This is a genomic window from Streptomyces sp. NPDC001153 (assembly GCF_053598315.1).
Genome location: NZ_JBSFJZ010000010.1, coordinates 199,874 through 226,554, shown reverse-complemented (window position 1 = coordinate 226,554; position 26,681 = coordinate 199,874). Strand labels below are relative to the sequence as shown.

Sequence of the window (26,681 nt, the reverse complement as noted above, 5' to 3'; positions counted from 1 at the left end):
GTCGCTGCCGGAGGTCTCTTCCACCCGCGTCGGGCCGGCGCCCCGGGACCGGAACCGGTCCGTACTGACGGGAGCGCCGCAGTCAGGGAGTACTCCCCTCCGTACGGAAGACAGTACCCCAATCACCAAGGAAAGGTAAAGGAAAAAGTAAAATAGAGACCAAGACCCCAGCTCGGAGCCCTTTACCCGCGCTTGGTCAGAGCTCTCGCCACCTCGGTGAGCACCTGGTGCACGACCTGGCTCCCGGCCGGCACCAGCGACGGTTCATAGGTCCAGGCGTGCCCCACCCAGGGGTCGGCGAAGTGATCGTCGGGCACGGGGGTGAGTCGCGTCAGCGAACGCCACAGCGGATCGAGCAGGGGGCCGTAGGCAGCGGCGTCCTCGCGGTCCGCCACCAGCAGGAGGTGGACACCGACGTCGGGCCCTTCGTCGGCGAGATAGCGCAGCCGGGTCACCGCCCGGTCGTCGAAACCGTGCGGGAAGTCGTTGACGATCAGCAGCTGACGCGCGGTGTCGACATCGGCCGGCAGCGATTCGGGCGCGCCGCCGCGCACCGCCATCTGCACCAGGTCGACCCGCCGGGTGAGCCGCTCCAGCGTCTCCGTCGCACCGGCAGCTCCGGTCGCGGGAGGAGCGGCGAGCACTCCGGTCCGCGTGAGCGGGGCGAACGCCGCGGCCCCGGTGCCGGCCGGGTCGATGATCTGCACGGCGAAGTCCCCCGCCGGATGCACGGCGAGCAGGCGTGCCGCGAGCGCCGCCCCGGCCTCCATGGCCAGGTGCCGCACCTCGGCGGAGTCGGGGAGGCCGCCGGACGCCTCCGCCAGGCCGCTGTCGAGCCACAGGCCGCGTTCCAGCGGCAACCTGACCAGCAGAGGGATGCGCAGCGGCACGCTCTCGGGCAGATGGAGGTCGCCCAGACGCAGAGCCATCGGCGGCTCGGCGGGCACTCGGTAGCCGTGCCAGACGGGGTTGTCCCAGCGGGCGTACGCCGGCGGAAGCGCGGGCTCGACCACCTCGGACTCGGCGGTGAGCTGGGCGAGGTCACGGTCGAGGACCGCACGCGCCTGATCCACCAGCTGCGTCCGGCGGGCATGGGCCACCTCGCGCGCGGCGTCGCCCGCGGTGCCGAGTCGGCCGCGAGGGTCGGTGAGAGCCTGGTCGAGCTCCTTCTCCAGGCGGGAGTCGGCGAAGTCGACGGCGCTGCGGTACGCGGCGGTCGTGCGGGCCAGGTCCTCGAACATGCCCCAGACCTGGTTGTACAGCCGCTCCTCCATCGACCAGCCCACGGCGTCGCCCGCGACGGGCTGTGCGGGCCGATCGTCGTCGGCGGGGGCCGCCGGGGGCGGTGTGCCGTGCGGGGAACGGCCGGGGTGCGTGTAGTCGACCCGGACGACGGGGTCTGGCGGGGATGCGCCGGATGCCTGGGGGTCGTACGGGCTCCGCGCGTCGTACGGCGATGCCGGCTCCTGCTGCTGCCGGGCGAAGGAGGGCGTCGGCCCGGGCGTCCCGGCCGCGGCGGCGTCCCGGGCCTCGGGCGCGGCGGTGTCGTACGGCCCGGGAGCCGGTGTGACGTGCGCGGCGGAGGCGGACGTGTCGTGCGGTGGGGCCGTAGAGGTGTCCTTCGGCGTGCGAGCCGAAGCCTCGTGCGCTGACGGCGCGGAGGCCGGAGCCTGCAGCGAGTGGGACAGGCCGTGGGCCGCCTCCTCGGGGGCCACCGCCCCATGGGCGGCGGCCGCGACGTCGGCGGCCTCGCGCAGGCCCTGGTCGGCGAGCAGTGCGGTGAGCCCTGCCGCGTATCCCTGGCCCACCGCCCGCACCTTCCAGGCGCCCTGTCGGCGATACAGCTCCAGGGCGAGCACGGCCGTCTCGCTGTCCAGGCCGGTGAGGGTGTAGCAGGCCAGTTCGGTTCCGTCGAGGCCCTCCACCGTCGCGTGCGGCGCGGCGACGGCACCGAACCGCGCCGGTGACCCGGCCCCGGTGGGCAGGGCGAGGAAGACGGCGACGCGGTGGACGGCCTCGGGCACGGCGCCCAGGTCGACGGTGAGCCGGTGTCCGGCGGCGGCCCGCCGGGGCACCTCGACACCGGGCAGGGTGGTCGCGCCGGGGTGGGCCACCCACTCAGGCCCGTGCACCGTGCCCTTCTCGTCGCCGAGCGTGGCTCCGGCCAGGACCGGCGCCCCGGCCGAGATCCGGATCACCAGCCGGACCTGGGACAGCGGGTGGTTCTGCCCCCGCACCAGCTCGGCCGTCATCGCCGTCGCCCCCCTGTGTCGCTGTCGTTCTGTCGTGCGCCGCGCCGGTCGAGCAGGCGGTCCTACAGGTGCTGCTGGATCGCCGGCATCAGGTCCTGGAACGTACGGCCATAGGCCGGGGTGCCCAGCGCGGTCATCGTCCAGCCCGAGCCCGCCCGGTGCACCTTCGCCATGATCTGGGCGGTGTAGTCGCCGCCGCCGTCCAGCGTGTAGCGGGCCAGTTCCTGGCCGTTGGTCTCGTCCACAAGACGGCAGAACGCGTTCTGCACCTCCTGGAAGGTCTGTCCCGTGAAGGAGTTCACGGTGAAGATGATCTGGTCGATGTGGACCGGAACGCGCTGCAGGTCCACGAGGATCGCCTCGTCGTCACCGCCCTGCCCGACGCCGCCGACGAGGTTGTCGCCGGTGTGACGCACGGAACCGTCGTCGCTCACCAGGTGGCGGAAGAAGACGACATCGACCGGCTGGTTCTCGGCGAAGAGGACGGCCGACGCGTCCAGGTCGATCTCACGCGTGCGGGAGCCGAACAGACCGCGCCGCTTCGCCGCCTGCCAGCCGAGCCCCATACGGACCGCGGTCAGGGTGGCCCCGTCCTTCTTCTCCAGGCTGATGGCCTGACCCTTGCTCAAGTTGACGGACACCGCTGAATCCCCTCTCGAAGGTCCCCTGTTGCCGCGCAGTGCGCGGTTGTCCAGAACCCTACGCAGAGGCACCGACAGTGCCGAACCCCGGCCCGCGCTTTGTGTCGGTGTTGCAACACTTGGCGCATATACCGAGGTCCGGCAGGGTGGCGGGGCTCAGGCGAGACCGGCTTCCCGCATCTGGCGCAGCTCCTTCTTCATTTCCGAGACCTCGTCACGCAGCCGGGCCGCGATCTCGAACTGCAGCTCCGCGGCGGCGGCGCGCATGCGCTCGGTCATCTCCTCGATCTGCTCGGCGAGTTCCGCCGCCGGGCGGTCCGTGGGAACCGTGGCCGCCGCCTTGCCCTTGGCCGCCTTGCCGGCCTTGGCCGCCTTTTCGCCCAGCGCCGGAACGGGTGCCTTGGCGCCCTTACCGTCCTTGGACTTGCGGTAGCCGGAGCCGAGGAGTTGCTCGGTGTCGACCTCCTCGCGGGCGATCTGCGCGACGATGTCGTTGATCTTCTTGCGCAGGGGCTGCGGGTCGATCCCGTTGGCCTTGTTGTAGGCGACCTGCTTCTCCCGGCGGCGGTTGGTCTCCTCGATGGCCTTCTCCATCGCCGGGGTGATCTTGTCGGCGTACATGTGGACCTGGCCGGAGACATTGCGCGCCGCGCGGCCGATGGTCTGGATCAGCGAGGTGCCCGAGCGCAGGAAGCCCTCCTTGTCGGCGTCCAGGATCGCCACCAGGGACACCTCGGGCAGGTCGAGGCCCTCGCGCAGGAGGTTGATGCCGACCAGGACGTCGTACTCACCGGAGCGCAGCTCGCGCAGCAGCTCGACACGGCGCAGGGTGTCGACGTCGCTGTGCAGATAGCGCACCTGGATGCCGAGCTCCAGGAAGTAGTCGGTGAGGTCCTCGGCCATCTTCTTGGTGAGCGTGGTGACGAGGACGCGCTCGTCCTTCTCGGTGCGCTTGCGGATCTCGTGCACCAGGTCGTCGATCTGGCCCTCGGTGGGCTTGACCACGACCTCCGGGTCGACCAGGCCGGTGGGGCGGATGATCTGCTCCACGACACCGTCGGAGCGTGACAGCTCGTAGGTGCCCGGGGTGGCCGAGAGGTAGACGGTCTGCCCGATGCGCTCCTGGAACTCCTCCCACTTCAGGGGGCGGTTGTCCAGGGCGGACGGCAGGCGGAAGCCGTGGTCCACAAGGGTGCGCTTGCGGGAGGCGTCGCCCTCGTACATCGCGCCGATCTGCGGGACGGTGACGTGCGACTCGTCGATGACGAGCAGGAAGTCGTCCGGGAAGTAGTCCAGCAGGGTGTTGGGCGGGGAGCCGGGGGAACGGCCGTCGAAGTGCATCGAGTAGTTCTCCACACCGGAGCAGGAGCCGATCTGCCGGAGCATCTCGATGTCGTACGTCGTACGCATCCGCAGACGCTGGGCCTCCAGGAGCTTGCCCTGCTTCTCCAGCTCGGCCAGGCGCTCCCCCAGCTCCTTCTCGATGTCGTTGACGGCCCGCTCCATGCGCTCGGGGCCGGCGACGTAGTGGGAGGCGGGGAAGACGTACAGCTGCTGGTCGTCGCTGATGATCTCGCCGGTGAGCGGGTGGAGCGTGGACAGTGCCTCGATCTCGTCGCCGAACATCTCGATGCGGACGGCCAGCTCCTCGTAGACCGGGAAGATCTCGATGGTGTCCCCGCGGACCCGGAAGGTGCCGCGGGTGAAGGCCATGTCGTTGCGCGTGTACTGGATGTCGACGAAGCGGCGCAACAGCTCGTCCCGGTCGATCTCGTCGCCGACCCTCAGGGGGACCATCCGATCCACGTACTCCTGCGGAGTACCGAGGCCGTAGATGCAGGACACCGAGGCGACCACGATGACGTCGCGGCGGGTGAGCAGCGAGTTCGTCGCCGAGTGGCGCAGCCGCTCGACCTCCTCGTTGATCGAGGAGTCCTTCTCGATGTAGGTGTCCGACTGCGGGACGTAGGCCTCGGGCTGGTAGTAGTCGTAGTACGAGACGAAGTATTCGACCGCGTTGTTCGGCAGGAGCTCGCGGAACTCGTTGGCCAGCTGGGCGGCCAGCGTCTTGTTCGGCGCCATCACGAGCGTGGGGCGCTGGAGCTTCTCGATCATCCACGCCGTGGTGGCGGACTTGCCGGTGCCGGTCGCGCCCAGCAGGACGACGTCCTTCTCACCGGCCTCGATGCGCTTGGCGAGGTCGGCGATGGCCGTCGGCTGGTCGCCGTTGGGCTGGTAGGGGCTGACGACCTCGAAGGGCGCCACCGTGCGTTCGATGTGGGAAACGGGCCGCATGTCATCCACCGTACGACCCCGCACTGACAACGGGGCGGGATCAGCGGTTCTGCGGGGTCCCGGAGACGGGGTGCTCGGCCCGGTGCCCCTGGTGGAGGGCGGGACGCCGGTGCGGTTGGGAGGCGACGGCGGAGGCCGGGACACCCGGTTTGTGCTCGAGGGGCCTCGGGACCGGCCGGCCCATGATCATCAGCGGGTCGAAGATCACCACGACGCCCGCCAGGAGCAGGAAGGCGAGCGGGCCGATCAGCATGGGCGCGAGCACGGACGGCTCCGGCGCTCCTCCGGCGGTGTGGGAGGTGCCGTCGAGGTGGACGCCGAGGGCGGCCATGCCCGTGTAGTGCATACCGCTGACCGCGAGCCCCATGACGAGGCTCGCCCCGACGCTCCACATGAAGCCGCGGACCCGTCCGGCGGCCCACAGCGCGGCGGTGGCGGCCACGACCCCTATGACGACGGAGGCGGCGACTGTGTAGGTGTTGTAGGTGAACCGCCCGTGGAAGTGCACGCCGGCCATGCCGAGGTAGTGCATCGACGCGACGCCCAGACCGGTGATCGTGCCGCCGGTGAACAGCGAGGTGCCGGTGGCGCCCCGGTAGCCGACGATGAAGATCCCGACGCCGACCATGACGATGGCGAGGCCGAGGCTCGCGTAGGTGATCGGCTTGTCGTAGTGGATCGGCGTCTCCTTGATGGCGAAGCCCATCATGGCGACGAAGTGCATGGTCCAGATGCCGGAGCCGATCGCGGCCGAGCCGAGGGCCAGCCAGGCCGGCCGTCGGGAGTGCGTGACCAGCAGGGACCGGGTGGTGCAGCGCAGGCCGAGGGCGCCGCCGAGGCAGGCCATCAGATAGGCCACCAACGGGGTGACGGCCCCGTAGCTGAATCCGTCGACCGTGCCTTGCATCCGCGGCTGCCCTTCCGCCCTCTTGCGTCCCGGAATCCTTGAAATGTCCCCCCGGCCCAGGACCGCCGGGGCGGTCAGGCTTGTCGCAGAGAGTATGACCCCCACCAGAATGGTCGAACGATTTTCCGGCAAAGAAACACGGCCTTGCCGCAGTTGTGCCGTACCGGTGAGCGGACTTGGGACACATCCACTCAGTCTGTGGGCGTTGTGCGCCCAGGTGATGCTGACCGACTGCTGTCACTGTGGTTGCTGTCCGTGTTCGCTCGACGCAAGGAGTCTTCATGCACGCGCGCGTAGTTGCCGCCGCGGTCGTCGCGATCCTGGGGACGGCGGTCCTGCTGAGCCCCGGCTCCGACGCCCGGGCCGGCGATGCCGGCGAGCCCACGGTGATCGCTCACCGGGGTGCCTCCGCCTACGCTCCCGAGAACACGCTGGCCTCGATCGACAAGGCCGCGAAACTGGGCTTCTCCTGGGTCGAGAACGACGTCCAGCGCACCAAGGACGGCAAGCTGGTCGTCATCCACGACGACAGCCTGAAGCGCACCACCAACGTCGAGCAGGTCTTCCCCGGCCGGGCGCCGTGGAAGGTGAAGGACTTCACCGCGGCCGAGATCGCCCGGCTGGACGCGGGCAGCTGGTACTCCCCCGCCTACGCGGGCACGTGCGTACCGACGCTGCAGCAGTACATGCGCGAGGTCGAGCACAACCACGAGAAGCTGCTCCTTGAGATCAAGAACCCGGAGCTGTATCCGGGCATCGAGCAGCAGACCCTGAAGCTCCTCGGGAACGAGGGCTGGCTGGACCACGAACACCTGGGCCGGCTGATCGTGCAGAGCTTCAGCGCCGACAGCATCCGCACCGTGCACAAGCTGAAGCCCGCGATCACCACCGCCTACCTCGGGTCGCCCACCGCGGCGCAGCTGCACCAGTACGCGCGCTTCACTGATCTCGTCAACTCCTCGTACGGCTCGCTCTCCAAGGGGTACGTCGCGGCCGTGCACACCTTCGACGGACCGCACGGCAAGCCGCTCCGGGTGTTCGCCTGGACGGTGAACGACGCGGCCACCGCGCGCAAGGTCGCGGGCTACGGCGTGGACGGGATCATCACCAACAAGCCCGACGTGGTGCGGACGGCGCTCGGCTCGCACTGAACGCGGGGGGCGTTGTCAGTGGCGGGCCGTACCGTGGGCGCATGGACAGCCATGAGCAGGTTGAGCAGCAGGTCGTGTGGGCCGTGGTGGGCACCGACATCGGGCCCCTGATGCTGGCAGCGAGCCGTGACGGCCTGGTCAACGTCGTCTTCCACGCCACGGACGCGGTGCGCGACCGCGCCCTGGAGCGGCTGGCGGCCCGGCTGGGCGCGGCTCCCGTGGAGGATCCCGAGGCGCCGCTGCTGGCGGAGGCGATACGCCAGCTGCGGGCCTATTTCGCGGGCGAGCGGCACGACTTCGACGTGCCGCTGGATTGGTCGCTGATCTCCGGCTTCAACCGGCAGGTGCTGCGCGAGCTGGCGACCGGTGTGCCGTACGGCACGGTGGTGGGGTACGGCGATCTCGCCGGGCGGGTCGGGCAGCCCGGCGGGGCGCAGGCGGTCGGCGCGGCCATGGGTGCCAATCCGCTGCCGGTGGTCGTTCCGTGCCACCGGGTGGTGGAGAGCGATGGCGGGATCGGCGGCTTCGGGGGCGGGCTGGAGACCAAGCGGAAGCTGCTCGCCCTGGAGGGGGTGCTGCCCGAGCCGCTGTTCTGAGCAGCCCGCTTTCCGTCTCTGACCGGCGCCGGCCGCTCGTGTCCGACGATCTCGGCTGCTCGTGTCCGCCCGGCCCCGGCTACTCGTCGTAGTGCCGGGCCTCGAAGACGTTGCCGTCGGGGTCACGGAAGTAGAAGCTGCGCGTGGCGTTGCCGCGGGCGCCCGAGAGGTCGTGGTCGATGCCCGACACGGCGACGCCGTGTTCCTCCAGGCGGGCGTGCAGGGCGTCGAAGGCATCGGTCGGCAGGGACAGGCAGATGTGGTTGACGGGGTGGCCCGCGCTGTCGGCCGCACCGGGCAGCATCCTCATACCTGCGGCCATGGTGAGCGGGGCGAGGTCGAGGATGGTCTCCTCGTTGACGCGCACGGAGGGGAAGGCCGCCTTTCCCTCGGTGAACTCGGCGACCCTGATCGGCTCCAGCCCGACGGACTCCTGGTAGAAGCCGGCCGCGGCCACGGGATCGGCCACCCACAGGACGACGTGGTCGAGACGCATGCTGTTCCTGGTCATGCGCCCCAGGCTGGTGGCGTCCCCTACAGTCCGCAAGCGCACAGGCCATAGGCGTTTAACGGCGGCCGGGGGCCGCCAGAGATGAGGAAAGGCCGACAGAACAGGAGGCGGTGCCCGTGCTGGTGGTGTCGGAAGAGGTCCGGGAAGCGATCGACGCACGGCGGCCGGTGGTGGCTCTGGAGTCCACGATCATCGCGCACGGTCTGCCCCGTCCGCGCAACCTGCAGGTGGCGCTGGAACTGGAGGACACGGTGCGGCGGGAGGGCGCCGTACCGGCGACCATCGCCGTGCTCGACGGTCGGCCCCGTGTCGGCCTGGACAAGGAACAACTGGAGCGGATCGCCAACGAGGACGGCATCCGCAAGCTCGGCCACCGCGACCTGCCGCTCGCCATGGCGAGCGCTGCGAGCGGGGCGACCACGGTGTCGGCAACGGCACAGCTGGCCGCGCTCGCGGGCCTCCGGGTGTTCGCCACCGGCGGGCTGGGTGGTGTGCACCGCGAGTGGACGGTGACCCAGGACGAGTCGGCCGACCTGGGTCTGCTGGCCCGCACCCGGATCACGGTGGTCTGCGCGGGCGTGAAGTCGATCCTGGACGTGCCGGCGACCCTGCAGCGGCTGGAGACGCTGGGCGTGGCCGTCGCCGGATACGGCACGGACCGGTTCCCCGGCTTCTATCTGTCCGACTCGGGACATCCGGTCGACTGGGCACTGGACACCCCGGAGCAGGTCGCGGACGTCATGCGGGCCCAGGACGCGCTCGACGCACCCCCGTCGGCGCTGATCGTCGCCCAGCCGGTCCCCGAGGCCGAGCAGCTCGATCCCGAGCTGCACGCACGCGTGCTGGCCGACGGCCTGCGCGCCTGCGCGGATCAGGGCATCTCCGGTCAGGCGGTGACCCCGTTCCTGCTGGACTACCTGGTCCGGCACACCGACGGGGCCTCCCTGAGCGCCAATCTGGCGGCCGTGCGCGGCAACGTACGGCTGGCGGCGCGGATCGCCACGGCATGGACCAGGGGGTGACCGCGGGCCGGGACGGGGCGCTGCTGGTCGTCGGTGACGTGGTCACGGATGTGGTCGCCCGGCACCGGGGGCCGCTCGCGGCCGGCACCGACACCACCGCGGCGATCCGCACGCTGCCGGGCGGGGCGGGCGCGAACGTGGCCTGCTGGGCCGCGCACACGGGCTGTGCGGACGTACGGCTGCTCGGGCGGGTCGGCGTGGACGCGGCCGCGTGGCACGAGCGTGAGCTGATCGCGGCCGGCGTGCGGCCCCGGCTGGTGGTCGATCCGACAGCGGCAACCGGGACAGTGATCTGCCTCGTCGATGCGGATGCGGCGGCGGAGCGTACGTTCCTCACGGACAGCGGGGCGTCCTTGCGGCTCGAACCAGCCGACTGGTCGGACGCGTTGCTCGACGGCGTCGGCCGGCTGCACCTGTCGGGGTATCTGCTGTTCACGGAGCCGAGCCGGGAGCTCGCGCGGACCGCGCTCGCGGCGGCAGGCGCGCGTGGCGTGCCGGTCAGCCTCGATCCCGCGTCGGCCGGCTTCCTGGTGCGGCTGGGGCTGGACCGCTTCCTGGCCTTCGCTCAGGAACTGGACGTGTTGCTGCCCAGCCGGGACGAGGCATGTCTGCTGACGGGTCTGCCGGATCCGGTGGACGCGGCGGCCAAGCTGAGCCGTCTCGTCCCGCTGGTGGTCGCCAAGGCGGGTGCGGAGGGTGCGCTGGTGGCCCGATCCGGCAGCGCACCGTCCCGGGTCCCGGCCGCGCCGGCGGTCCCTCGGGACACCACGGGCGCCGGTGACGCCTTCACCGGCGCCTTCCTCGCCGCCCTGCTCGCGGGAGCGGACGCGGAGGAGGCCGCGGCACGCGGCTGCCGGGCTGGTGCGGAGGCAGTCGAACGGGTGGGCGCCAGACCGCCGCGTCCCGGGCGCGGGGGCCGGCCACCGGCCGACGCCGACGCCGTGCGGACACCGGAAGCGGAGGTTCGGCCCGCGCCGCGCCGCTGACGCCGTACGGGCGCGGCAGGATCCCCCCCCCGAACCGGGGGACGAACGCCCAGGCCTTCCTTCCCCCGGCTAGTCCTTCCTCCCCCACGCCGAGATCATCGGCGCGGTGGCCAGGTCCATGCCGCCGGCCTCGACATTGGCCAGGTGCTGGTCGATGTCCTCGTCGGTGGCAAGCCCCGCCGTGACGAGCCTGTCCCGGATCTGACGGACCGTCGCGGCCTCGAGAGCGGTGCAGGCAGGCGACGTCACGGGGAAGAACGCATCGGCCTCCACCTCGCTCAGTCCGGCCTCACGGAGCAGACGCGGGAGTTTTCGGCCGTACGACAGATCGGCGCCACGCTCGGCGAGCAGCTTGCGGAAGCCGTGACGCAGGCGGTTGGCGAGCCGCTGCTCGGGGCCGTACTCGTCGGGGCAGATCAAGGGCTGCAGAGCGGGGTCGGCATCCTCGATCAGCAGTCGCCCGCCGGGCCGGAGGGCCTGGATCATGGACCGCAACGCCCTCTCCCGGTCCGGCACATGAACGAGAACGAGCCGGGCGTGGACCAGGTCGAACCCCTCACCCGGCGGTTCCTCGGCGCCCACGTCGTGGACGCGGACCTCCACCGGCGGGCCGCCGGCCGGGGCTGTCGCGGCGGTGATCCTCGAGGTGTCGATGTCCGTGGCGACGACCTGTCCGGTGGGACCCACCTTCCTGGCGAGCCAGGACACCACCGAGCTGCCGCCGGCACCGACTTCCCAGCAGCGCCAGCCGGGCCCGATGCCGAGCGCCTCGATGTGCCGGAAGGTCGTGGGATCGAAGAGGGCGGCGAAGGCGTCGAAACGCTCTGCGGCCTGCTTCTGCCGGTTGTCCAGGAGGTATCCGTCCGCTGAGGTCATGCCACGATCATTCCAGTCACCCGGCCTGGCCGGACCGGCCGACGCTCCGGACAGGGGCGGCCCGGGCCGAGGCCGCCGCGGCGTCGGTGCTCCACAGCCGCGAACGAGCTCCGTCCACTGCCGGCAACGAGGTCCGTCCACTGCCGGGAACGCATTCCGTCCACAGCCGGGAACCAAGCGGAACATCCTGTTCCCACAGGCTTACCCGCGTTTTGCCCTCGCCTGGCAGACTGCCGGGCAAGGCGCAAACGCGTTGCGTGAGGAGATCCAGGCGGGGAGATCCAGATGTCCATGGCGGGGAATCTGCGGAAGGTCACAGGGCTGAGCAGGGTCGGCGGCCTGCGCAAGGTGGCGCGGCTGGCCCGGCGGCGGCCGCGTGTGGACCTGAGTCACCCCGCCCGGTCACCGCTGGGCTCGTCAGTGGTCAACTGTGTGACGTACCAGGACGGCGTGCGCGTGCCGCAGTGCACAGACCTGGTGGCTGCCGTGCGGATGGTGCGCAAGACGGGCGAGGGGTTCGTCTGGCTCGGGCTGCACGAGCCGACGGACCGTGAGTTCGCGGGCATCGCCGAGTTGTTCGCCCTGCATCCCCTGGCGGTCGAGGACGCGGTCGAGGCTCATCAGCGTCCGAAGCTGGAGCACTATGGCGACACGCTCTTCGCGGTGTTCAAGACGGTCTGCTACGTGGAGCACGAACAACTGACGGAGACCAGCGAGGTGGTCAACACCGGCGAGATCATGGTGTTCGTCGGTGAGGACTTCGTCATCACGGTACGGCACGGCCGGCACGGCTCACTGGGCCCGCTGCGCGAGGAGTTGGAGGCGCATCCGCATCAGCTGGCCAAGGGACCGGCGGCGGTGCTGCACGCGATCGCCGACCATGTCGTCGACGACTATCTGAACGTCACCGACGCGGTGCAGGCCGACATCGACCAGGTCGAGACGGAGGTGTTCTCGGAGAACAGCGCACGCCTCGACCCCGGCCGCATCTACCAGATGAAGCGTGAACTGCTCGAGCTGAAGCGGGCGGTGATGCCGCTCGGCCGCCCGGTGGAGGACCTTGCCACCCGGCCCATACGGGTCGTCGCGCCGGAGATTCAGGCCTACTTCCGGGACGTGCTGGACCACCTGATACGCGCCAAGGAACAGATCGCCGCCTTCGACGAACTGCTCAACTCGATTCTTCAGGCCCACCTCGCGCAGGTGACCGTCGCGCAGAACGAGGACATGCGGAAGATCACGGCCTGGGCCGCGGTGATCGCCGTACCGACGATGGTGTGCGGGGTATACGGCATGAACTTCGACCACATGCCAGAGCTGCACTGGCGGTTCGGCTATCCGCTGGTCATGGTCGTCATGGCGGCAGCGTGTCTGGTGCTGTACCGGGGCTTCCGGCGCAACGGCTGGCTCTGAGCCGCCGGGAGCGCGCCCGAGCCGAGGGGCCCGCTGCCGGCCGACGGGAATCAGCCACTCCAGGCAGGACGGCGCGGATCGTCGGCACGTACCAGGACGTCCGCCGTTCCGGCGGGGTCGGTCTCGGACTCGTAGCGCTCGAAGGCGGGGAGCGTCCAGTGCTCGGCCTCGGGAGTACGCCGGCGCAGTGCACCCGGGGAAAGGAGGAGATGCACGGTCAGGTCGAAGGGGAACCAGTGCCGCAACAGGAGGGGGCCGTGGAGCAACAGGACACCACCGGGCGGGAGTTGGACATAGGGGCTGCGGGTGGCCCGGTCGGTGGCCGGATCCCAGAGGTCGGGCAGGACACGACCGCTGCCACCGGGGTCGAGCGGGCCGAAGACCTCGCGCCACAGGGCGCCGGTGTCGAACCAACCGCCGTAGTACGACTCCGCGTCGCGCCGCCCGTGTTCCAGGCGCAGCGAGGCGGGGCGCAGGAAGCCCTCGGCGCCGACCACGAGTGAGGGCCGGCCGCGCACCCGCAGCGCCTCCCCTACACGTTCGGCCAGGTCACCGGGCCGGGCGGCCGGGGCTCCGTCGAAGCCGACACGCGTCCAGGCGCTGCCGTCGGCCGGCTTCAGCCCGGCCAGCCGGTCGGCGAGCAGCTCGGCGAGCCGGTCCCAGGTGATCGCTTCGAGTCGCACATGGCCATGATGCCGGGTGGCGGAAGGTGGGGTGACAGTGCCTGCGGGGGACGGGCCCCGCCTGCGGAGAGCGGAGTGACGGCACCTGCCAGCGGACGGGCAGGGCTCCGAGGCCGGGCACGAACCCGGCCGACGGAGAGGACGAGATGGCGCAGCTGCCGGGCGAGCTGTGCGGTGGGGCTGGGGAAGGGCGTGGCCAACGCGCTCCTCGACGGGCTCGCCGGGGCCGGGGTGGACCGGCTCGGCGCGGTGGGGCTGGGCGCACATCTGCTCGGCCTGGACGCACGGCCAGTGGGGGACGACCTGGTGGCTTTCCCACCGGAGCTCCGCCGCTTCGCGCGGGCCGCACCACGGGACTGGAGCACCTGCGGGGCGTGCAGACGATCCCGTCGACTGGGTGATGCCCACGCCCGCCGGGACGGCTGGAGCAAGGCGGACCGCAGACGGGACCGACCGCGTCGGCCAGGAGCGGCTGCCCGGTGGTCGAGGGCGGCGAGGACGGAGGGAGAGAGAGGGACACCCAGGAGGAGGCGGAGGAAAAGAAGGAGTGGGCAAGGCGTGCGAGGTGCGGGCGGCGGCGGGGAAAGTACCGCGTATGGCGCTTCCCTCAACTCCCCACTCCCCCGGTCGGCTTGTCGTCATCCAGGCGCAGAAGCCCAAGCGGTGCGCCAGGTGTCGGCGCGGGCCGCTGTCACTGCTCGTGCTGGAGGACGGGGCACCGCGCTGCCTGGACTGCGCGGACCTCGGACACCTGGTGTTCCTGCCGCGCGGGGACACGGCGCTGACCCGCAGGTCGAGGGAGGAGAGCGGGCTGTCGGTCGTCGTGGTGCGGTTCAACCGGCGCAAGAGTCGTTACGAGCGGCAGGGCGTGCTCGTGGAGGAGGCCGCGCTGGCCCGGGCCGAGGCGCGATGCCTGGCGGACGCGGAGGCGCGGCGTAGGCGTCGGGCGCGGGACGCGCGGCGCCGGGCGGCGGAGGACGAACGGTTCGCGGCGGCGTTCGCGGCCGAGATCCTGCGGCTCTTTCCCGGCTGCCCCGCCGATCGCGCGCGGGCCATCGCGGCGCACGCGTCCTTGCGCGGCAGTGGGCGGGTCGGGCGCAGCGCGGCTGGGCGGGCGCTGTCGGAGGGAGCGGTGGTCTCGGCGGTCGTGGCGGCCGTACGGCACGTCGACACACCGTACGACCAGCTGCTGATGAGCGGGGTGTCACGGTACGAGGCACGCCGCCGGATCGCCCCGGCCGTGGAGAGCGTGCTGCGCACCTGGCAGGACGCGGGGGCGGAGGCAGGCTGAGCGGGGCGGGGACCGGGGGGAGGGGGTGGGGGGAGGGGCCCCCGGGGAGGGGAGGGGGCGGAGAGACGCTCGCGTCTGTCGTCGCCTTCCTGGGCCATGGTCCGAACCCGTTCCTGGGCATTCACTGGGAGGTAGCGGTGATGCCGGGCGCGTACCGGGCGGAACAGACGAGCTGGGGCGTGGAGATGATCGACGGGCCGTTCTTCGTACTGGTCGTGGTGGGGATGCTCGGCACCGGGCTGGTGGCTGGGACCTTCTGCGCGTTCTCGACCTTTGTGATGCGGGGGCTCGCCACCCTTCCGCCGGCACAGGGCGTCGCGGCGATGAACGCGATCAATGTCGCCGCGGTCCGGCCCGCCTTCATGACGGTGTTCACCGGCTCGGCGGTACTGAGCGCGATGATCGCGGTGGTGACGTTCGTGGTGTGGCCGGACGAGGGGAAGCTCGAACTGCTGCTCGGCAGCGCGCTGTACCTCTTCGGCTCATTCGGGCTGACGATCGTCGCCAACGTCCCGCGCAACGACAGGCTGGCCCGGCTGACCCCGGGCGCCCCGGAGGCCGCCGTGTACTGGCCGGCGTATGTGCGCGAGTGGACGCTCTGGAACCACGTCCGCACCGTCGCATCCGCAGCGGCCGCCCTCGCCTACGTACTGGCGCTGGCTTGACCCTCGTACGGGTTGCCCCTCTACGGCTTGACCCTCGTACGGGTTGCCCCTCTACGGCTTGACCCTCGTACGGGCCGTTTCGTCTGACCCGATCCTGACAACCGGCGGTCCCCCTGGTCCGTTCATGCCCGACCCTCCCCCGGCCCACCTCCGACAGCCCCCTGACTGTTCCCCGATCAACCCCCGACCACTCCCGATCCCTCAACCACTCCCGACCCCAACCACTCCCGAATCCCCCCAACCACTCCGCGATCAACCACTCCCCGATCACCCCCAGCCACTTCACGATCAAGCACTCCCCGATCAGCCCCTGGCCACTCCCCGATCACCTCTCCCACCGCCCCGGATCAGTCCCTGATCGCCCCCCGCCCCCCGACTCCCCTGATCACGCCCCGACCACTCCGCGATCACCCCTGACCGTCTCCCGAGGCCTCCTCGGGAGGGGGGTCGGAGGGCTTCCGGTGCCGGGCCGGGGGTGTGGCCGGAGAAAGCGCTGTCCGCCACTCTGCGCGGTGGTCGGCGCGGACGTATCGTGGCCGAAAGGGTGCCGGAGGAGTGCAGGAAGAGTGCCGAGGGTTGCCGCCCGATGGCGTACGGCCCGTCGTACACCTGATGCCCGCGCGGTATCTGTACGCGAGGAAGACGACCATGGCCGATCCCAAGGGGTTCATGACCACGCCGCGGCAGGAGTGGGCGCGGCGGCCCGTCGAGGAGCGGGTGCGGGACTGGGACGAGGTGTACGTCCCGGGAGCGCTGCTGCCCATCATCAGCAAACAGGCCGACCGGTGCATGGACTGCGGCGTCCCGTTCTGCCACGACGCCTGTCCGCTGGGCAATCTGATCCCCGAGTGGAACGACCTGGTCTCGCGGGAGGACTGGCGGGCGGCGAGCGACCGGTTGCACGCGACGAACAACTTCCCCGAGTTCACCGGGCGGTTGTGTCCGGCGCCGTGCGAGGCGGGGTGCGTGCTGGCGATCAACCAGCCGGCCGTCACCATCAAGAACGTCGAGTGCGCGATCGCCGACCGGGCCTGGGAGGAAGGTTTCACCCAGGCGCGGCCGCCCGATCGGCTGTCCGGGAAGACGGTCGCCGTCATCGGCTCGGGGCCCACCGGGCTCGCCGCGGCACAGCAGCTGACGCGGGCCGGGCACACGGTCGCCGTGTACGAGAAGGACGACCGGATCGGCGGGCTGATGCGGTACGGGATCCCCGAGTTCAAGATGGAGAAGCGGCATCTGGAGCGGCGGATCGAGCAGATGCGGGCCGAGGGGACGAAGTTCCGTACGTCGACGGCCGTCGGGCGGGATGTCGGGGCGGTGGAGCTGCGGGGACGGTACGACGCCGTCGTCATCGCCACGGGGGCCACGGCGTGGCGGGAACTTCCGGTGCCGGGCCGGGAGTTGAAAGGGATACACCAGGCGATGGAGTATCTGCCGCTGGCGAACCGGGTGTGTGAGGGGGATCTGGAGGTTTCACCGCTGTCCGCGGCCGGCAGGCACGTGGTGATCGTGGGCGGCGGGGACACCGGGGCGGACTGTCTGGGGACCGCGGTGCGCGAGGGGGCCGCGTCCGTGAGCCAGCTGGACATCTACGCGCAGCCGGGCGCCGAGCGTGACGAATACGCCGAGCCGTGGCCGACGTACCCGAAGGTCTACCGGCTGTCGGCCGCGCACGAGGAGGCCCGGGACCTGCGTACGGCGCCGGCGGCGGACGCGGATGCCCGGCTGTTCGCGGCGTCCACGCTCCGGTTCACCGGGGACGACGGCGGGCGGGTGCGCCGGCTGCACCTGGTGGAAGTCGACGAGGTGCGTCGTCCGGTGCCGGGCACCGAGCGGGCGCTTCCCGCCGATCTCGTGCTGCTCGCCCTCGGGTTCTCCGGCCCTGACCAGGAGGACGGGCTGATCGGGCAGCTGGGGCTGACGCTGGATCCGCGCGGCACGATCGCCCGGGACGACGGCTTCGCGACGAACGTCCCCGGGGTCTTCGCCGCCGGGGACGCGGCGCGCGGGCAGTCGCTCATCGTCTGGGCGATCGCGGAGGGGCGGGCGGTGGCGGCGGCCGTCGACCGCTATCTGACGGGGAGTTCACGACTGCCGGCCCCGGTCTCTCCGAGGGATCGGCCGATGAGGGTGTGAGTGTGGCCGACGGTCGTTGTACGGTCGTTGTGGCCGTTGGCTGTCCTCGGCGGTGGTGACGGCCGGTTCGGCACCGCCGGGATGCGGCGTTGTGGTTGCTCGCCGTTGGGGCGGGGGGCCACCCGCGAGATCCAGGGCACCGGCCAGACAAAAGGATCGGCGTCGGTGCCTGTCGGTGCCGGCCATCCATTCCCGTCACCCCTTCCGGTCACCCCTTCCGGTCACCCCTTCCCGTCATCCCTTCCGCTCGTCCGTCCCCGCCACCTTCCCCGTCGACAGGGCCACCCGGTTCCACGTGTTGATCGTGCAGATCATGGCGATGACGTGGGCCAGTTCCTCCTCGTCGAAGTGGGCCGCGGCCTCGGCGTAGACGGTGTCGGGGACGCCCGCGTCGGCGACGTGGGTCAGGGCCTCCGTGAGCGCAAGAGCGGCCTGTTCCCTGGGGGTGAAGAAGTGCCGGGCCTCGCGCCAGACGGCCACCATGTGCAGCCGGTCCTCGCTCTCGCCGGCCTTGCGGGCGTCGTTGGTGTGCATGTGCAGGCAGTAGGCGCAGTGGTTGAGGAGCGAGGAGCGGATCTGGATCAGCTCCACCAGTGCCGGGTCGAGGCCGGCCCGCGCGGCGGCGTCGAAGCCGATGAGGGCACGGAAGGCCTTCGGGGCGGACTTCGAGAAGTCCAGTCGGGCGCGGGCGTCCTCGGTCTCCGCGATCGCGGTGGTGATGTCGGCTGCGGTGGCGTTCGTGTGCGTTGTCATGGCTTCAACCTACGAGCCCGATAGACCGGCTGTAGGGTGCATTTTCGTGATGGAATCGTGGGTCAATTCCGCGGAGCGGATCGGCGCCGATCTGCATCTGGAGCTGTCGGGTCCGGGCGGGCGGCGGGCGGCGCTGACCCGGGCGCTGCGGGCGGCCGTGCGCAGCGGGCGGCTGGCGCCGGGCACCCTGTTGCCGCCGTACCGGTCGCTCGCCGCGGATCTGGGCGTGGCCCGCAACACGGTGGCCGACGCCTACGCGGAACTGGTGGCGGAGGGCTGGCTGACCGCCCGCCAGGGTTCGGGCACCCGGGTCGCCGACCGCGCGGAGCCGCTGCGGCAGGCCGTACGGACGCCCGTGAAGGCACCTCCACGCGCGCGTGGCCCGCGACACGATCTGCGGCAGGGCACGCCGGATGCGTCGGCGTTCCCTCGGGCGGCCTGGTCGGCCTGCTACCGGCGGGCCCTTCAGGCGGCGCCGAACGAGGCGTTCGGGCCGGGGGATCCGGCCGGGCGCCGGGAGCTGCGGGAGGCGTTGACCGAATATCTGGCACGCGCGCGTGGCGTGCGCGCCGAGCCGGGCCGGATCGTGATCTGTTCGGGCTTCGCGCACGCGCTGCGGCTGCTGTTCGGCCAGGGTGCGGGCGGGGTGCTGCGCGGTCCGCTGGGCGTGGAGGCGTACGGGCTGGACTTCCACCGGGGGTTGCTCGCCACGGCCGGGGTGCGCACGGTGCCGCTGCCGCTGGACGAGCGCGGCGTGCGGGTCGATGTACTCGGGCGGGAGCGGGCCGTGCTGCTCACGCCGGCGCACCAGTTCCCGACCGGCGGGCCGTTGCACCCGGAGCGCCGGTCGGCCGTGATCGACTGGGCACGCGCGCGTGGGACGGTCGTGCTGGAGGACGACTACGACGGCGAGTTCCGGTACGACCGCAGGCCGGTCGGTGCGCTGCAGGGCCTCGATCCGGAGCGGGTGATCCACCTCGGGTCGGTCAGCAAGAGCCTGTCACCGGCGCTGCGGCTGGGCTGGATGGTGCTGCCGGAGCGGTATGTCGGGCCTGTGCTGGCGGCGAAGGGCGAGCGGGAGGGCTGGGCGAGCGTGCTGGACCAGCTGGCCCTGGCGGAGTTCATCGTCTCCGGGTCGTACGACCGTCATGTGCGGCGCATGCGGCAGCGCTACCGGCACCGGCGTGACCGGCTCGTCGCGGCGCTCGCCGACCACGCGCCGCATGTCGAGGTGACGGGCGTCGCGGCCGGGCTGCACGCGGTGCTGCGGCTGCCGCCGGGCAGCGAGCCCTCCACGGTGAAGGCCGCCGCGTGGCAGGGGATCGCCCTGGACGGACTCGCCGCGTTCCGGCATCCGCAGGCGGTGGCGACGGCGGGTGACGGACTGGTCGTGGGCTACGCGGCCGCCGCCGAACACGCCTACGGCGCGGCGCTGGAGGCGCTGTGCGGGGTGCTGCCTCCTGGGTGAGGAGCGGGTTGCCTGCGGCCTGCGGCCTGCGGAGCGGTGGTTCGGAGATCGGGGTCGGCGGCGGTGACGTAGGCCTTCGCGCCCGGTGACTGGCTGCGGCCGGCTGTCGAGCCCGCCGCTGGCCCCAGGGCGAGTTCCCCCGGCTCAACAGGTGTGCCGCGCAGGTCTACCGTTTCCGCGCCACCGCCCCGTACCCGGGAATCACCCCGTCGTCCTGGCCCGGGACCGGCTCGCCCAGTTCCGGGTGCCACTTGTGGACGATCTCGACGCCGGGCCCGACCAGGTCGAGGCCGGTGAAGAAGCGGGTGAACTCCTCGCGGGAGCGCAGGGCGAGGGTGACGCCGGCCGCCTTCAGTTTCTCGGTGGCGGCCGCCGACTCCTCGGGGGTGAAGTCGGCCGTGGCGTGGGTCATCACCAGGTGGCTGCCGGAGGGCAGTTCGGCGAGCAGCCGGCCGACCAGGTTGTGTGCGCCGTCCTCGTCGGAGACGAAGTGCAGCAGGGCGATCAGGGAGAGCGCGACCGGCCGGTCGAGGTCCAGGATCTCCTTGGCACCCGCGATGACCGCGTCCGGATCGCGCACGTCGGCCTGCAGGTACTCGGTGGCGCCCTCCGGTGTGCTGCGCAGCAGCGCCGCGGCGTGGGCCAGCACGATCGGGTCGTTGTCGCAGTAGACGACCCGGGCGTCGGGGGCGGCCTGCTGGGCGATCTGGTGGAGGTTGGGCTCGGTGGGTATGCCGGTGCCGATGTCCAGGAACTGCCGTATCCCCTGCTGGGCCAGCCACCGCGTGGCCCGGTGCATGAACGCGCGGTTGACCCGGGCCATGACCGGGACCCGGGGGTCGAGGGCCAGCATCTGCCGGCCCATCGCCTCGTCGACGGGGTAGTTGTCCTTGCCGCCGAGATACCAGTCGTACATCCGCGCGGGGTGCGGCTTGCTGGTGTCGATCGCCACGGCCGTCGGGTCCTGCCCTGTCATGCGGCACTCCATGAGCGTGATGAACGTCCGGCGCAATGAGTGAGCAAGTGGGTTCCACGATAGGGAAGTTGAGCGAAAAGCAACACACGGTCCAGGTCAGGACAGCAGGAAGTCGGCCTCCCCCGCCTTGGCGCCCTCGATGAACGCGGTCATCTCGGCGGTGGTGTAGATCAGCGCTGGTCCGTCCGGGTCGGTGGACTGGCGTACGGCGATCCGGCCGTCGGCCAGCTTCATCGCCTCCAGGCAGTTCCCGCCGTTGCCGCCGCTCCAGGGCTTGTGCCAGCCCTCGCTGCCCAGCTCCCGCGCGGGCATGCCGTTGTAGACGCGTCCGCGCGGCGTGATGCGATCCATTCACAGCTCCTTGCGGAGATCCCGGAGGATCTCCTTCGTGCGTTGTGCCGTAGCGGCCTGCGCCGCCATGCGGTCCATGACCTCGAGGTGGGTCGCCACCTCCGCGCGCGCGTCCAGGTAGACGGCGCCGGTCAGGTACTCGCTGTAGACCATGTCCGGCAGCTCCGGCATGGCGAATCGGAACAGCACGAAGGGCCCGTACGTCCCCGGGTGCGGCCCGCTCGCGAACGGGGCGACCTGGAGCGTGACATGGGGCAGCTTCGTGGCCTCGAGCAACCTGTCGATCTGCGCGCGCATCACCTCCGGACCGCCGACCGGGCGGCGCAGGGCGGTCTCGTCCATCACCGCCCAGAAGCGGGGGGCGTCGGGACGGGTGAGCAGTTGCTGGCGTTGCATGCGCAGGGCGACGTGCCGCTCGATGTCGTCCGGACTGGTCTGGCCGATGGCACCGGACTTGAGCACACCGCGCGCGTAGTCCTCGGTCTGGAGCAGGCCGGGGACGAAGTGCGGCTCGTAGGAGCGGATGAGGGCGGCCGCACCCTCCAGGCTGACGTACATCGAGAACCAGCCGGGCAGGATGTCGTGGAAGCGCTGCCACCAGCCGGGCTTGTTGGCCTCCTCGGCCAGCTGGACGAAGAGTTCGGCCTCGTCGTCGGGTACGCCGTAGGCCTTCAGCAGCAGTTGCAGGTACGGGATCTTGAGGGCGACCTCGGCCATCTCCATGCGGCGGACGGTGGCGGGCGCGACACGCAGGACGCGGGCGGCCTCCTCACGCTTCAGTCCGGCGCGTTCCCGCAGGTCCAACAGGCGTCGGCCGAGGACCACCTGGCCCACCGTCGGCGCGGACCGCGGTTCGCTCACGCTCTCACCTCCACCGCACGCCTCCACCGAACGTGTCCTGACAGATGTTTCCCGACAGCCCTGCGGCGCCGTTCGAAGATGCATTCGAAGACCGGGTCGGTCTCCGATGCCCCCAATTGGCGCCGCTCGACGTGCTGTTGCGAGCAGTGTGCCACGGCCTCTGACCGAGTCACACAGCACTCTGCAATTTTCAGAGTGATACTTGCCAAGTGTTCACGGCGGGGAGATAGTGGCAAGCGTGATTCCGTCCGCGCCCTTAGGAACAGACTCCGCCGCAGACCGTCCCGGTCGCGGTGCAGCCACGGGAGCAGCCCCTGACGGGGGCGCTGCCGGGCGCCGGTTCCGCTTCGAGCTGGCCGCACATCCCGGTTCCGTCGCCCGGGCGAGACGCCTCGCGCACGCCCGGCTGACCGGCTGGTCGGTGTGCGCGGACACCTGCGACAGCGCGGCCCTGGTCATATCCGAACTGGTCACGAACGCGATCGTGCACACCGCGAGCAGTCGTGTGGTGTGCGAACTGCAGGATCACGACGACACCGTGCGCATAGCCGTACGCGACGAGGGCTGCGCCCCAGGCGAACCCCACCCGTCCCCACAGCGGCCCGATGAGGAGCACGGGAGGGGATTGCTCCTCGTCGACGCGCTGTGCCGGGCCTGGGGCGCGCAGGAACACGGGCCCGGGCTGCTGGTCTGGGCCGAGCTGGCCCGCCAGACCGACGCGGACCGCGGCACCGCCGCTCCGCGAGCCGACCTGGGCTGGGGCGCCCGCCCCAAACCGGGCCGCCCGGACGACTCCGGCGAGGACGAGGCGCCGGAGGGCCGGCAACGGGCCGCCGGGCACCCCCACCCTCACACACCCGAGCACCAGCACCGCCCCGGGGCACCGGACCCCCACCGGCACCGAGCCCTGGACCGGCCCCCGCACCACCCTCTGCACCGGTTCCCCGAGCAGCACCGCGCCGGGGAGCGCCCGTGACCGCCGAGTACGACTCCCGCGGGTACGACTCCGTGGGGTACGACTGCGACGCCTACGACTGCGGCGGCTACGACTCCGGCCGAGAGGGTGTCACCGGCCGCGTCCTGGGCGGCGACAGGTACGACACCGCAAGCCCCTTCCCGCCCGACGCCGCCGGTGTCTTCGGTGCGGCCCGTGCCGCCCATGCGGCCGGTGCCACCGGCCGGGGACCCGAACCGGCCCTCGGCCTGGACACCCTGGTGCGGCTGCAGCGGCGCAGGTCCGTCCCGGACGAGCCCCGCCGGCTCGCCGTGCCGGACGGCATGACCGCACCGCTCGGCTGCGACGCCGTGGCCGTGCCCGACCGCCTCGGCCCGCTCGTCGTACCCCGGCTGCCCCGGCTGGGCTGTGTGTACACCGACGGCGCCCGCTGGTGGTGGATCGTTCCGTCGGACTCCGACTACGCCCTCCCCTGGCCCTTCCCGGCCCACTACGCCCCCGGCGCCCTGGTGACCGGCACCGCCCGGCTCATCCACCGCCCGGAGGGCACGGTCCCGTACACCCCGCCGATCCCGCTGTACCTGGCCCTGTGCCGGGTGACCGGGACGGCTCCGGACTGGTCCAGGGCGGTCCCCGCGTAGACGCGGACGCGGCGGCCGGCTTCGGGCCGTGGCCGTGACCCTGGGGCCGTGGTGGGGCGGGCTCGGCTTTCGGCGGCTGATCGTGGACGAGCCGACGGCCGCGCCGGCATGCCGAACTGGTGCAGCCTGCCTGAGCACGGCCTGCCTGAGCGGAGCGGACGGCAGCGGCGCGCTCACTCGGCCGCTTCGGCTCCCCGCACGATCACCAGGAACATGTCCGTCGCGAGGTCCATGACGACCTCGGCCGGCAGGCCTTCCAGACGCCGCGCGTGCGCGAACTCCTCCGCGGGCCAGGATCCCCGCGGACCACCGGCGGGAAAGCGTTCGAGCACCGTTCGCCCGTTCACCATCTCGCACCTCCAGAAAGCGTCGTACCTGTAGGAGTTAACGCCCTGGAGAAGGGAAAAGCCTCGCTCGGTGACGGGACTGAGACATTACCTACACTCGTTCGGCGCGGAGTGTGAGCAGACGTTCACTTTGTGGGATGAACCGCGCCCTCCGCGTCAGTGGTCGTACTCGTCGTGAAGGCGCAGCCGGTCGCTGCCGGCGGGGCTGCGGCCGAGCGCGGTGAGGTCGAGCAGACCGGCGAGGGTGCCGAGTCCGTCCAGCCCGTCGTCGTAGACCGAATAGGTGTGGAAGACCCGGTCGTGGTCGCGCAGGAAGCAGCTGATGCCCGGCCGCTCGACCAGGCTCTGACCCTGACCCTGACCCTGACCCTGGCTCCGGCACTGGTCCTGGTTCTGGTTCTGGCTCCGGTCCTGGTCCGGCTCCACGGTGGCCTCGAAGTCGAGGTTGAAGTCACTGTCGGACGACGAGTACCAGGGCACCATCCAGCCCATCCGCGCCTTGAACGGCAGGATCCGGGTGAACGGCGCCCGGGAGACGACCGCGAAGGAGGTGTTCCGGGAGCGCAGATGGGCGAGGTGGCCGACCTGGTCCAGGAAGGCCGAGCAGCACGGGCAGCCGGTCTCCCACTCCGGGGCGAACATGAAGTGGTGGACGACGAGCTGGGCCCGGCTCTCGAAGAGGTCCAGGAGGGTGGCCTTGCCGTCGCCGCCCTCGAAGACGTACTCCGCGTCGACCTCGGCCATGGGCAGCCGCCGCCGCTCCTCCCCGAGCACCTCGCGGGCCCGTCTGACCGCCTCCTCCTTGCGCAGCAACTCCTCGCGCGCCGCACGCCACTGCTCGCGCGAGACGATCTCCGGAAGCGACATGGGCCCTCCTGTCCGACGATCCGACGGTCGGTCCGGGTGGTGACCGTCGCCGGGAGCGGAACTCATCGCCACGCGCGAAGATTCTTTCCGGCGCGCCTCCGGCCTGCGCGGCGTCGGCCGGCTCAGGTCCGCAGGGGCCCACGTACCGCTACGCGGCGGCGGGCAGCGGCACCTCGACGAGACCTTGGAGCTTCAACTCTCCCAATGCGTCCTGGAGTTGCCTGACGTGCCGAGCTGTGAGCCGGCCCGTGTCGTCGAGGTGTACGGCGCTGGCCGTGGTCGTGTCGACAAGTCGCTCCAGGACGTCCGCGACGGCGTCCGTGCCCGCGGTGTGCCGGGCGAGGGCAGGCAGTTCGGCGGCGGCGAGCGCGATGGCGGCGCGCGCCTCGGCGAGGGTGCGGTAGGCCTCCCGGCGCAGCGCCCACCGTTCGGCGCGGTCGCCGGACCCGTCCAGGACGTGCACGAGATAGGCGTGCGCGGCGCTTCCGGCCGCCGCGAGCCGGGCGCGTACGCCGCCGCCGCGCTCCCCCGGCATCGGCAGATGCCCGACGACCAGCACGAGCGCGCAGGCCAGCAGGGTCTCGCCGATCCGGCTGACGGAGGCCTGCGGCTCGCCTCCGGCCATGACCAGGGCGAGGACGAGGACGGTGACGACGGCGGTGAGCGCGGCGAAGTGCCGGGTGGCGACCGGCACGAGCGCCCCGCAGACGGCGACCAGCGCGATCAGCCCGGCGGGCCGGGGCAGCAGCGCGGCGAGTCCGGCGAACACCAGGGCGCCCAGTACGGTCCCGGCGGCCCGGCACAGCACTCGGGAGGCGAGCGGCCCGAGGTCGGGCTTGACGAGGAAGACGGCGGTGGCGGGCAGCCAGTACCAGTGCTGGTGGTTGCCGTACCAGCGGGTGTGGTGCAGGGCCTGGGCGATGGCGGCGCTGGCCCCGAAGCAGAGGGCGACCCGCAGGCCGTACTCGCGTCCGCCGGTGCCGAACGCGGCGCGGACGGCGTGTCGCACATCCCGGCGCCGGGCGGGTGGCCGCTGGTGTGCGTCCTCGGCCCGGTCGAAGGCCTCGGCGGCGCGCAGCAGGGCGTCGTCGAGGGCGCGCAGGGCGGGGGCGGACCGGTGGGGAGCGGGCAGCGGGCCGGTGCCGGTGTTGTCGCGGACCGCTGCGGCGAGGCGCCGGGGCCCTTCCGCGGCCCGCGCCGAGACCGGCTCCCCCGCCCAGAACAGGGCGGTGGCGGCCTCGGCGAGGGGCAGCGCGGCCGCGAACCGCGCGTGCAGCCGGCGTTCGGCGGCGGAACTGGCGTACCGGCGCAACCGGGGTCCGGCGAGGGCGTCCTGGGCATGGTCGAGGGCGGCGGTGAGCGCGGCCCGCCGGGCGGTGGCCCGTTCACCGCCCACGGCGTCGAGCAGCGCGGCGACGGCGTCGTACACCTCGGCGACCGCCGCCCGCTCCCCGTCGAACCGGAAGTCCCCCGCGAGGGAGCCGGGCGTGGGCAGGGCGAGCCGCAGCACAAGCAGCCAGCCGGCCCCGGCGAGGAAGGCGAGCGCCCGCTGCCAGCCGCTCTCGGCCGTCGGCATTCCGGCGCCGATCGCGGCGCCGACGAGCAGTTGCGTTCCGGCGGCGGAGGCCACGGGCCCGACCGCGCTGATGCCACCGGCGACCAGCCCGAGCAGGGTGAGCGCCAGGGTCAGCGGTACGGCCGCCAGCCCCTGCCCCGCGTACGTCCCTGCGAGCAGCCCGAGCGCCCCGGCCAGCGCGGGCACCCCGAGCCGTTTGACGGAGGCGCGCCGGCCGCCGGGCCGGTCGTTGATGCCGGCGAGCATCGCGGCGATGGCGGCGAGGACGCCGGGGGCGATGCGTCCCGTGCCGACTCCGGCGGACAGCAGCGGACCGGCGGCGAGCGCGCCCCGGGTCACCGCGCTCCAGGGGACGGGGCCGCGCTGGGCGCGCAGGGCATGGGCGAGCCAGAGGGGTGCGGCGGGCCGGGACACGGGGCTCCTGTCGTATGCGGGCGGGAAGTGCATTGCCTTCGGACGAC

At 71.9% G+C, this 26,681-nt stretch carries 25 protein-coding genes; 11 read left to right on the top strand and 14 right to left on the bottom strand.

The window, feature by feature from the left end:
* Window positions 1–182 precede the first annotated feature (182 nt).
* From ACWDEN_RS14360 to ACWDEN_RS14345, 4 genes are all read right to left on the bottom strand, one after another.
* On the bottom strand, window positions 183–2,252 hold the full coding sequence (locus ACWDEN_RS14360; RefSeq protein ID WP_450859111.1) for a TerD family protein: 2,070 nt from the start codon (window positions 2,250–2,252) through the stop codon (window positions 183–185).
* Window positions 2,253–2,314: 62 nt separating this feature from the next.
* Window positions 2,315–2,893 carry a TerD family protein gene (locus ACWDEN_RS14355; protein ID WP_351619059.1) on the bottom strand — a complete coding sequence of 193 codons (579 nt, stop codon included), beginning with the start codon at window positions 2,891–2,893 and terminating at the stop codon, window positions 2,315–2,317.
* 156 nt (window positions 2,894–3,049) lie between these two features.
* Entirely contained in the window at window positions 3,050–5,188 is a 2,139-nt protein-coding gene (uvrB, locus tag ACWDEN_RS14350; RefSeq protein ID WP_351619057.1) for an excinuclease ABC subunit UvrB, read from the bottom strand.
* A gap of 40 nt (window positions 5,189–5,228) precedes the next feature.
* Window positions 5,229–6,095: an MHYT domain-containing protein gene (locus ACWDEN_RS14345; RefSeq protein WP_351619054.1), complete on the bottom strand. Its 867-nt coding sequence runs from the start codon at window positions 6,093–6,095 to the stop codon at window positions 5,229–5,231.
* A 281-nt stretch (window positions 6,096–6,376) separates the two neighbouring features.
* On the opposite strand from ACWDEN_RS14345, the gene ACWDEN_RS14340 reads away from it, so the two are divergent.
* On the top strand, window positions 6,377–7,246 hold the full coding sequence (locus tag ACWDEN_RS14340) for a glycerophosphodiester phosphodiesterase (protein WP_351619051.1): 870 nt from the start codon (window positions 6,377–6,379) through the stop codon (window positions 7,244–7,246).
* Between the two features lie 41 nt (window positions 7,247–7,287).
* On the top strand, window positions 7,288–7,842 hold the full coding sequence (locus ACWDEN_RS14335; RefSeq protein ID WP_351619048.1) for a methylated-DNA--[protein]-cysteine S-methyltransferase: 555 nt from the start codon (window positions 7,288–7,290) through the stop codon (window positions 7,840–7,842).
* Window positions 7,843–7,921: 79 nt separating this feature from the next.
* On the opposite strand, the gene ACWDEN_RS14330 is transcribed toward ACWDEN_RS14335, so the two are convergent.
* On the bottom strand, window positions 7,922–8,353 hold the full coding sequence (locus ACWDEN_RS14330) for a VOC family protein (RefSeq protein WP_450859107.1): 432 nt from the start codon (window positions 8,351–8,353) through the stop codon (window positions 7,922–7,924).
* 116 nt (window positions 8,354–8,469) lie between these two features.
* Between ACWDEN_RS14330 and ACWDEN_RS14325 the strand changes: the two genes are divergently transcribed.
* On the top strand, window positions 8,470–9,375 hold the full coding sequence (locus ACWDEN_RS14325) for a pseudouridine-5'-phosphate glycosidase (RefSeq protein WP_450859105.1): 906 nt from the start codon (window positions 8,470–8,472) through the stop codon (window positions 9,373–9,375).
* Window positions 9,360–10,361, top strand: a complete 1,002-nt coding sequence (locus ACWDEN_RS14320; protein WP_450859103.1) for a carbohydrate kinase family protein — start codon at window positions 9,360–9,362, stop codon at window positions 10,359–10,361. The genes ACWDEN_RS14325 and ACWDEN_RS14320 overlap by 16 nt, the downstream gene beginning before the upstream one ends.
* Before the next feature lie 69 nt (window positions 10,362–10,430).
* Here the strand turns inward: ACWDEN_RS14320 and ACWDEN_RS14315 are convergent, their stop codons facing one another.
* Entirely contained in the window at window positions 10,431–11,237 is an 807-nt protein-coding gene (locus ACWDEN_RS14315; RefSeq protein ID WP_351612152.1) for a methyltransferase domain-containing protein, read from the bottom strand.
* 285 nt (window positions 11,238–11,522) lie between these two features.
* Here ACWDEN_RS14315 and corA point away from each other — a divergent pair, with 285 nt between their 5' ends.
* A complete protein-coding gene (gene corA / locus ACWDEN_RS14310; RefSeq protein WP_351612149.1) occupies window positions 11,523–12,650 on the top strand; it encodes a magnesium/cobalt transporter CorA in 1,128 nt (375 codons plus the stop codon).
* Between the two features lie 50 nt (window positions 12,651–12,700).
* On the opposite strand, the gene ACWDEN_RS14305 is transcribed toward corA, so the two are convergent.
* Window positions 12,701–13,333 carry a uridine kinase gene (locus ACWDEN_RS14305; protein WP_450859101.1) on the bottom strand — a complete coding sequence of 211 codons (633 nt, stop codon included), beginning with the start codon at window positions 13,331–13,333 and terminating at the stop codon, window positions 12,701–12,703.
* Window positions 13,334–13,928: 595 nt separating this feature from the next.
* Here ACWDEN_RS14305 and ACWDEN_RS14300 point away from each other — a divergent pair.
* The 3 genes from ACWDEN_RS14300 to ACWDEN_RS14290 all read left to right on the top strand — a co-directional run bounded on the left by ACWDEN_RS14300 (window position 13,929) and on the right by ACWDEN_RS14290 (window position 17,425).
* Window positions 13,929–14,624, top strand: a complete 696-nt coding sequence (locus ACWDEN_RS14300) for a DUF2293 domain-containing protein (protein WP_351612145.1) — start codon at window positions 13,929–13,931, stop codon at window positions 14,622–14,624.
* Between the two features lie 185 nt (window positions 14,625–14,809).
* Window positions 14,810–15,289: an anthrone oxygenase family protein gene (locus ACWDEN_RS14295; RefSeq protein ID WP_351612163.1), complete on the top strand. Its 480-nt coding sequence runs from the start codon at window positions 14,810–14,812 to the stop codon at window positions 15,287–15,289.
* Window positions 15,290–15,937: 648 nt separating this feature from the next.
* Window positions 15,938–17,425, top strand: a complete 1,488-nt coding sequence (locus ACWDEN_RS14290) for a glutamate synthase subunit beta (protein WP_450859099.1) — start codon at window positions 15,938–15,940, stop codon at window positions 17,423–17,425.
* Between the two features lie 234 nt (window positions 17,426–17,659).
* Here ACWDEN_RS14290 and ACWDEN_RS14285 read toward each other — a convergent pair whose 3' ends face one another.
* Complete coding sequence (locus tag ACWDEN_RS14285; protein WP_351612140.1) at window positions 17,660–18,178, bottom strand: carboxymuconolactone decarboxylase family protein; 519 nt, start codon at window positions 18,176–18,178, stop codon at window positions 17,660–17,662.
* Between the two features lie 46 nt (window positions 18,179–18,224).
* On the opposite strand from ACWDEN_RS14285, the gene pdxR reads away from it, so the two are divergent.
* Complete coding sequence (pdxR, locus tag ACWDEN_RS14280) at window positions 18,225–19,646, top strand: MocR-like pyridoxine biosynthesis transcription factor PdxR (protein ID WP_351612137.1); 1,422 nt, start codon at window positions 18,225–18,227, stop codon at window positions 19,644–19,646.
* A 166-nt stretch (window positions 19,647–19,812) separates the two neighbouring features.
* Here the strand turns inward: pdxR and ACWDEN_RS14275 are convergent, their stop codons facing one another.
* The 3 genes from ACWDEN_RS14275 to ACWDEN_RS14265 all read right to left on the bottom strand — a co-directional run bounded on the left by ACWDEN_RS14275 (window position 19,813) and on the right by ACWDEN_RS14265 (window position 21,834).
* The gene (locus ACWDEN_RS14275; RefSeq protein WP_450859096.1) at window positions 19,813–20,622 is read right to left on the bottom strand and encodes an SAM-dependent methyltransferase; all 810 of its coding nucleotides are present in this window, start codon (window positions 20,620–20,622) and stop codon (window positions 19,813–19,815) included.
* 96 nt (window positions 20,623–20,718) lie between these two features.
* The gene (locus tag ACWDEN_RS14270) at window positions 20,719–20,973 is read right to left on the bottom strand and encodes a DUF397 domain-containing protein (protein ID WP_228622545.1); all 255 of its coding nucleotides are present in this window, start codon (window positions 20,971–20,973) and stop codon (window positions 20,719–20,721) included.
* Entirely contained in the window at window positions 20,974–21,834 is an 861-nt protein-coding gene (locus ACWDEN_RS14265) for a helix-turn-helix domain-containing protein (protein ID WP_351612132.1), read from the bottom strand.
* Window positions 21,835–22,036: 202 nt separating this feature from the next.
* Between ACWDEN_RS14265 and ACWDEN_RS14260 the strand changes: the two genes are divergently transcribed.
* Together ACWDEN_RS14260 and ACWDEN_RS14255 are read left to right on the top strand one after the other, a co-directional pair.
* Window positions 22,037–22,810, top strand: coding sequence for an ATP-binding protein (locus ACWDEN_RS14260; RefSeq protein WP_450859093.1), 774 nt, complete (start codon window positions 22,037–22,039; stop codon window positions 22,808–22,810).
* A gap of 227 nt (window positions 22,811–23,037) precedes the next feature.
* Entirely contained in the window at window positions 23,038–23,430 is a 393-nt protein-coding gene (locus ACWDEN_RS14255) for a hypothetical protein (RefSeq protein WP_351612160.1), read from the top strand.
* A 173-nt stretch (window positions 23,431–23,603) separates the two neighbouring features.
* On the opposite strand, the gene ACWDEN_RS14250 is transcribed toward ACWDEN_RS14255, so the two are convergent.
* From ACWDEN_RS14250 to ACWDEN_RS14240, 3 genes are all read right to left on the bottom strand, one after another.
* Window positions 23,604–23,780, bottom strand: a complete 177-nt coding sequence (locus tag ACWDEN_RS14250; RefSeq protein ID WP_351612127.1) for a hypothetical protein — start codon at window positions 23,778–23,780, stop codon at window positions 23,604–23,606.
* Between the two features lie 153 nt (window positions 23,781–23,933).
* Complete coding sequence (locus tag ACWDEN_RS14245) at window positions 23,934–24,644, bottom strand: DUF899 domain-containing protein (protein ID WP_351612125.1); 711 nt, start codon at window positions 24,642–24,644, stop codon at window positions 23,934–23,936.
* Window positions 24,645–24,792: 148 nt separating this feature from the next.
* Window positions 24,793–26,667, bottom strand: a complete 1,875-nt coding sequence (locus ACWDEN_RS14240; protein WP_450859091.1) for an FUSC family protein — start codon at window positions 26,665–26,667, stop codon at window positions 24,793–24,795.
* Window positions 26,668–26,681: the final 14 nt, after the last annotated feature.

What these genes read in the sequence shown, in the direction of transcription:
- ACWDEN_RS14360 (WP_450859111.1), bottom strand. Translation starts at nt 2,252, where the DNA reads ATGACGGCCGAGCTGGTGCGGGGGCAGAACCACCCGCTGTCCCAGGTC.
- uvrB (WP_351619057.1), bottom strand. Translation starts at nt 5,188, where the DNA reads ATGCGGCCCGTTTCCCACATCGAACGCACGGTGGCGCCCTTCGAGGTC.
- ACWDEN_RS14345 (WP_351619054.1), bottom strand. Translation starts at nt 6,095, where the DNA reads ATGCAAGGCACGGTCGACGGATTCAGCTACGGGGCCGTCACCCCGTTG.
- ACWDEN_RS14340 (WP_351619051.1), top strand. Translation starts at nt 6,377, where the DNA reads ATGCACGCGCGCGTAGTTGCCGCCGCGGTCGTCGCGATCCTGGGGACG.
- ACWDEN_RS14335 (WP_351619048.1), top strand. Translation starts at nt 7,288, where the DNA reads ATGGACAGCCATGAGCAGGTTGAGCAGCAGGTCGTGTGGGCCGTGGTG.
- ACWDEN_RS14330 (WP_450859107.1), bottom strand. Translation starts at nt 8,353, where the DNA reads ATGACCAGGAACAGCATGCGTCTCGACCACGTCGTCCTGTGGGTGGCC.
- ACWDEN_RS14320 (WP_450859103.1), top strand. Translation starts at nt 9,360, where the DNA reads ATGGACCAGGGGGTGACCGCGGGCCGGGACGGGGCGCTGCTGGTCGTC.
- ACWDEN_RS14315 (WP_351612152.1), bottom strand. Translation starts at nt 11,237, where the DNA reads ATGACCTCAGCGGACGGATACCTCCTGGACAACCGGCAGAAGCAGGCC.
- corA (WP_351612149.1), top strand. Translation starts at nt 11,523, where the DNA reads ATGTCCATGGCGGGGAATCTGCGGAAGGTCACAGGGCTGAGCAGGGTC.
- ACWDEN_RS14300 (WP_351612145.1), top strand. Translation starts at nt 13,929, where the DNA reads ATGGCGCTTCCCTCAACTCCCCACTCCCCCGGTCGGCTTGTCGTCATC.
- ACWDEN_RS14295 (WP_351612163.1), top strand. Translation starts at nt 14,810, where the DNA reads ATGATCGACGGGCCGTTCTTCGTACTGGTCGTGGTGGGGATGCTCGGC.
- ACWDEN_RS14290 (WP_450859099.1), top strand. Translation starts at nt 15,938, where the DNA reads ATGGCCGATCCCAAGGGGTTCATGACCACGCCGCGGCAGGAGTGGGCG.
- ACWDEN_RS14285 (WP_351612140.1), bottom strand. Translation starts at nt 18,178, where the DNA reads ATGACAACGCACACGAACGCCACCGCAGCCGACATCACCACCGCGATC.
- ACWDEN_RS14275 (WP_450859096.1), bottom strand. Translation starts at nt 20,622, where the DNA reads ATGACAGGGCAGGACCCGACGGCCGTGGCGATCGACACCAGCAAGCCG.
- ACWDEN_RS14270 (WP_228622545.1), bottom strand. Translation starts at nt 20,973, where the DNA reads ATGGATCGCATCACGCCGCGCGGACGCGTCTACAACGGCATGCCCGCG.
- ACWDEN_RS14250 (WP_351612127.1), bottom strand. Translation starts at nt 23,780, where the DNA reads ATGGTGAACGGGCGAACGGTGCTCGAACGCTTTCCCGCCGGTGGTCCG.
- ACWDEN_RS14245 (WP_351612125.1), bottom strand. Translation starts at nt 24,644, where the DNA reads ATGTCGCTTCCGGAGATCGTCTCGCGCGAGCAGTGGCGTGCGGCGCGC.
- ACWDEN_RS14240 (WP_450859091.1), bottom strand. Translation starts at nt 26,667, where the DNA reads ATGCACTTCCCGCCCGCATACGACAGGAGCCCCGTGTCCCGGCCCGCC.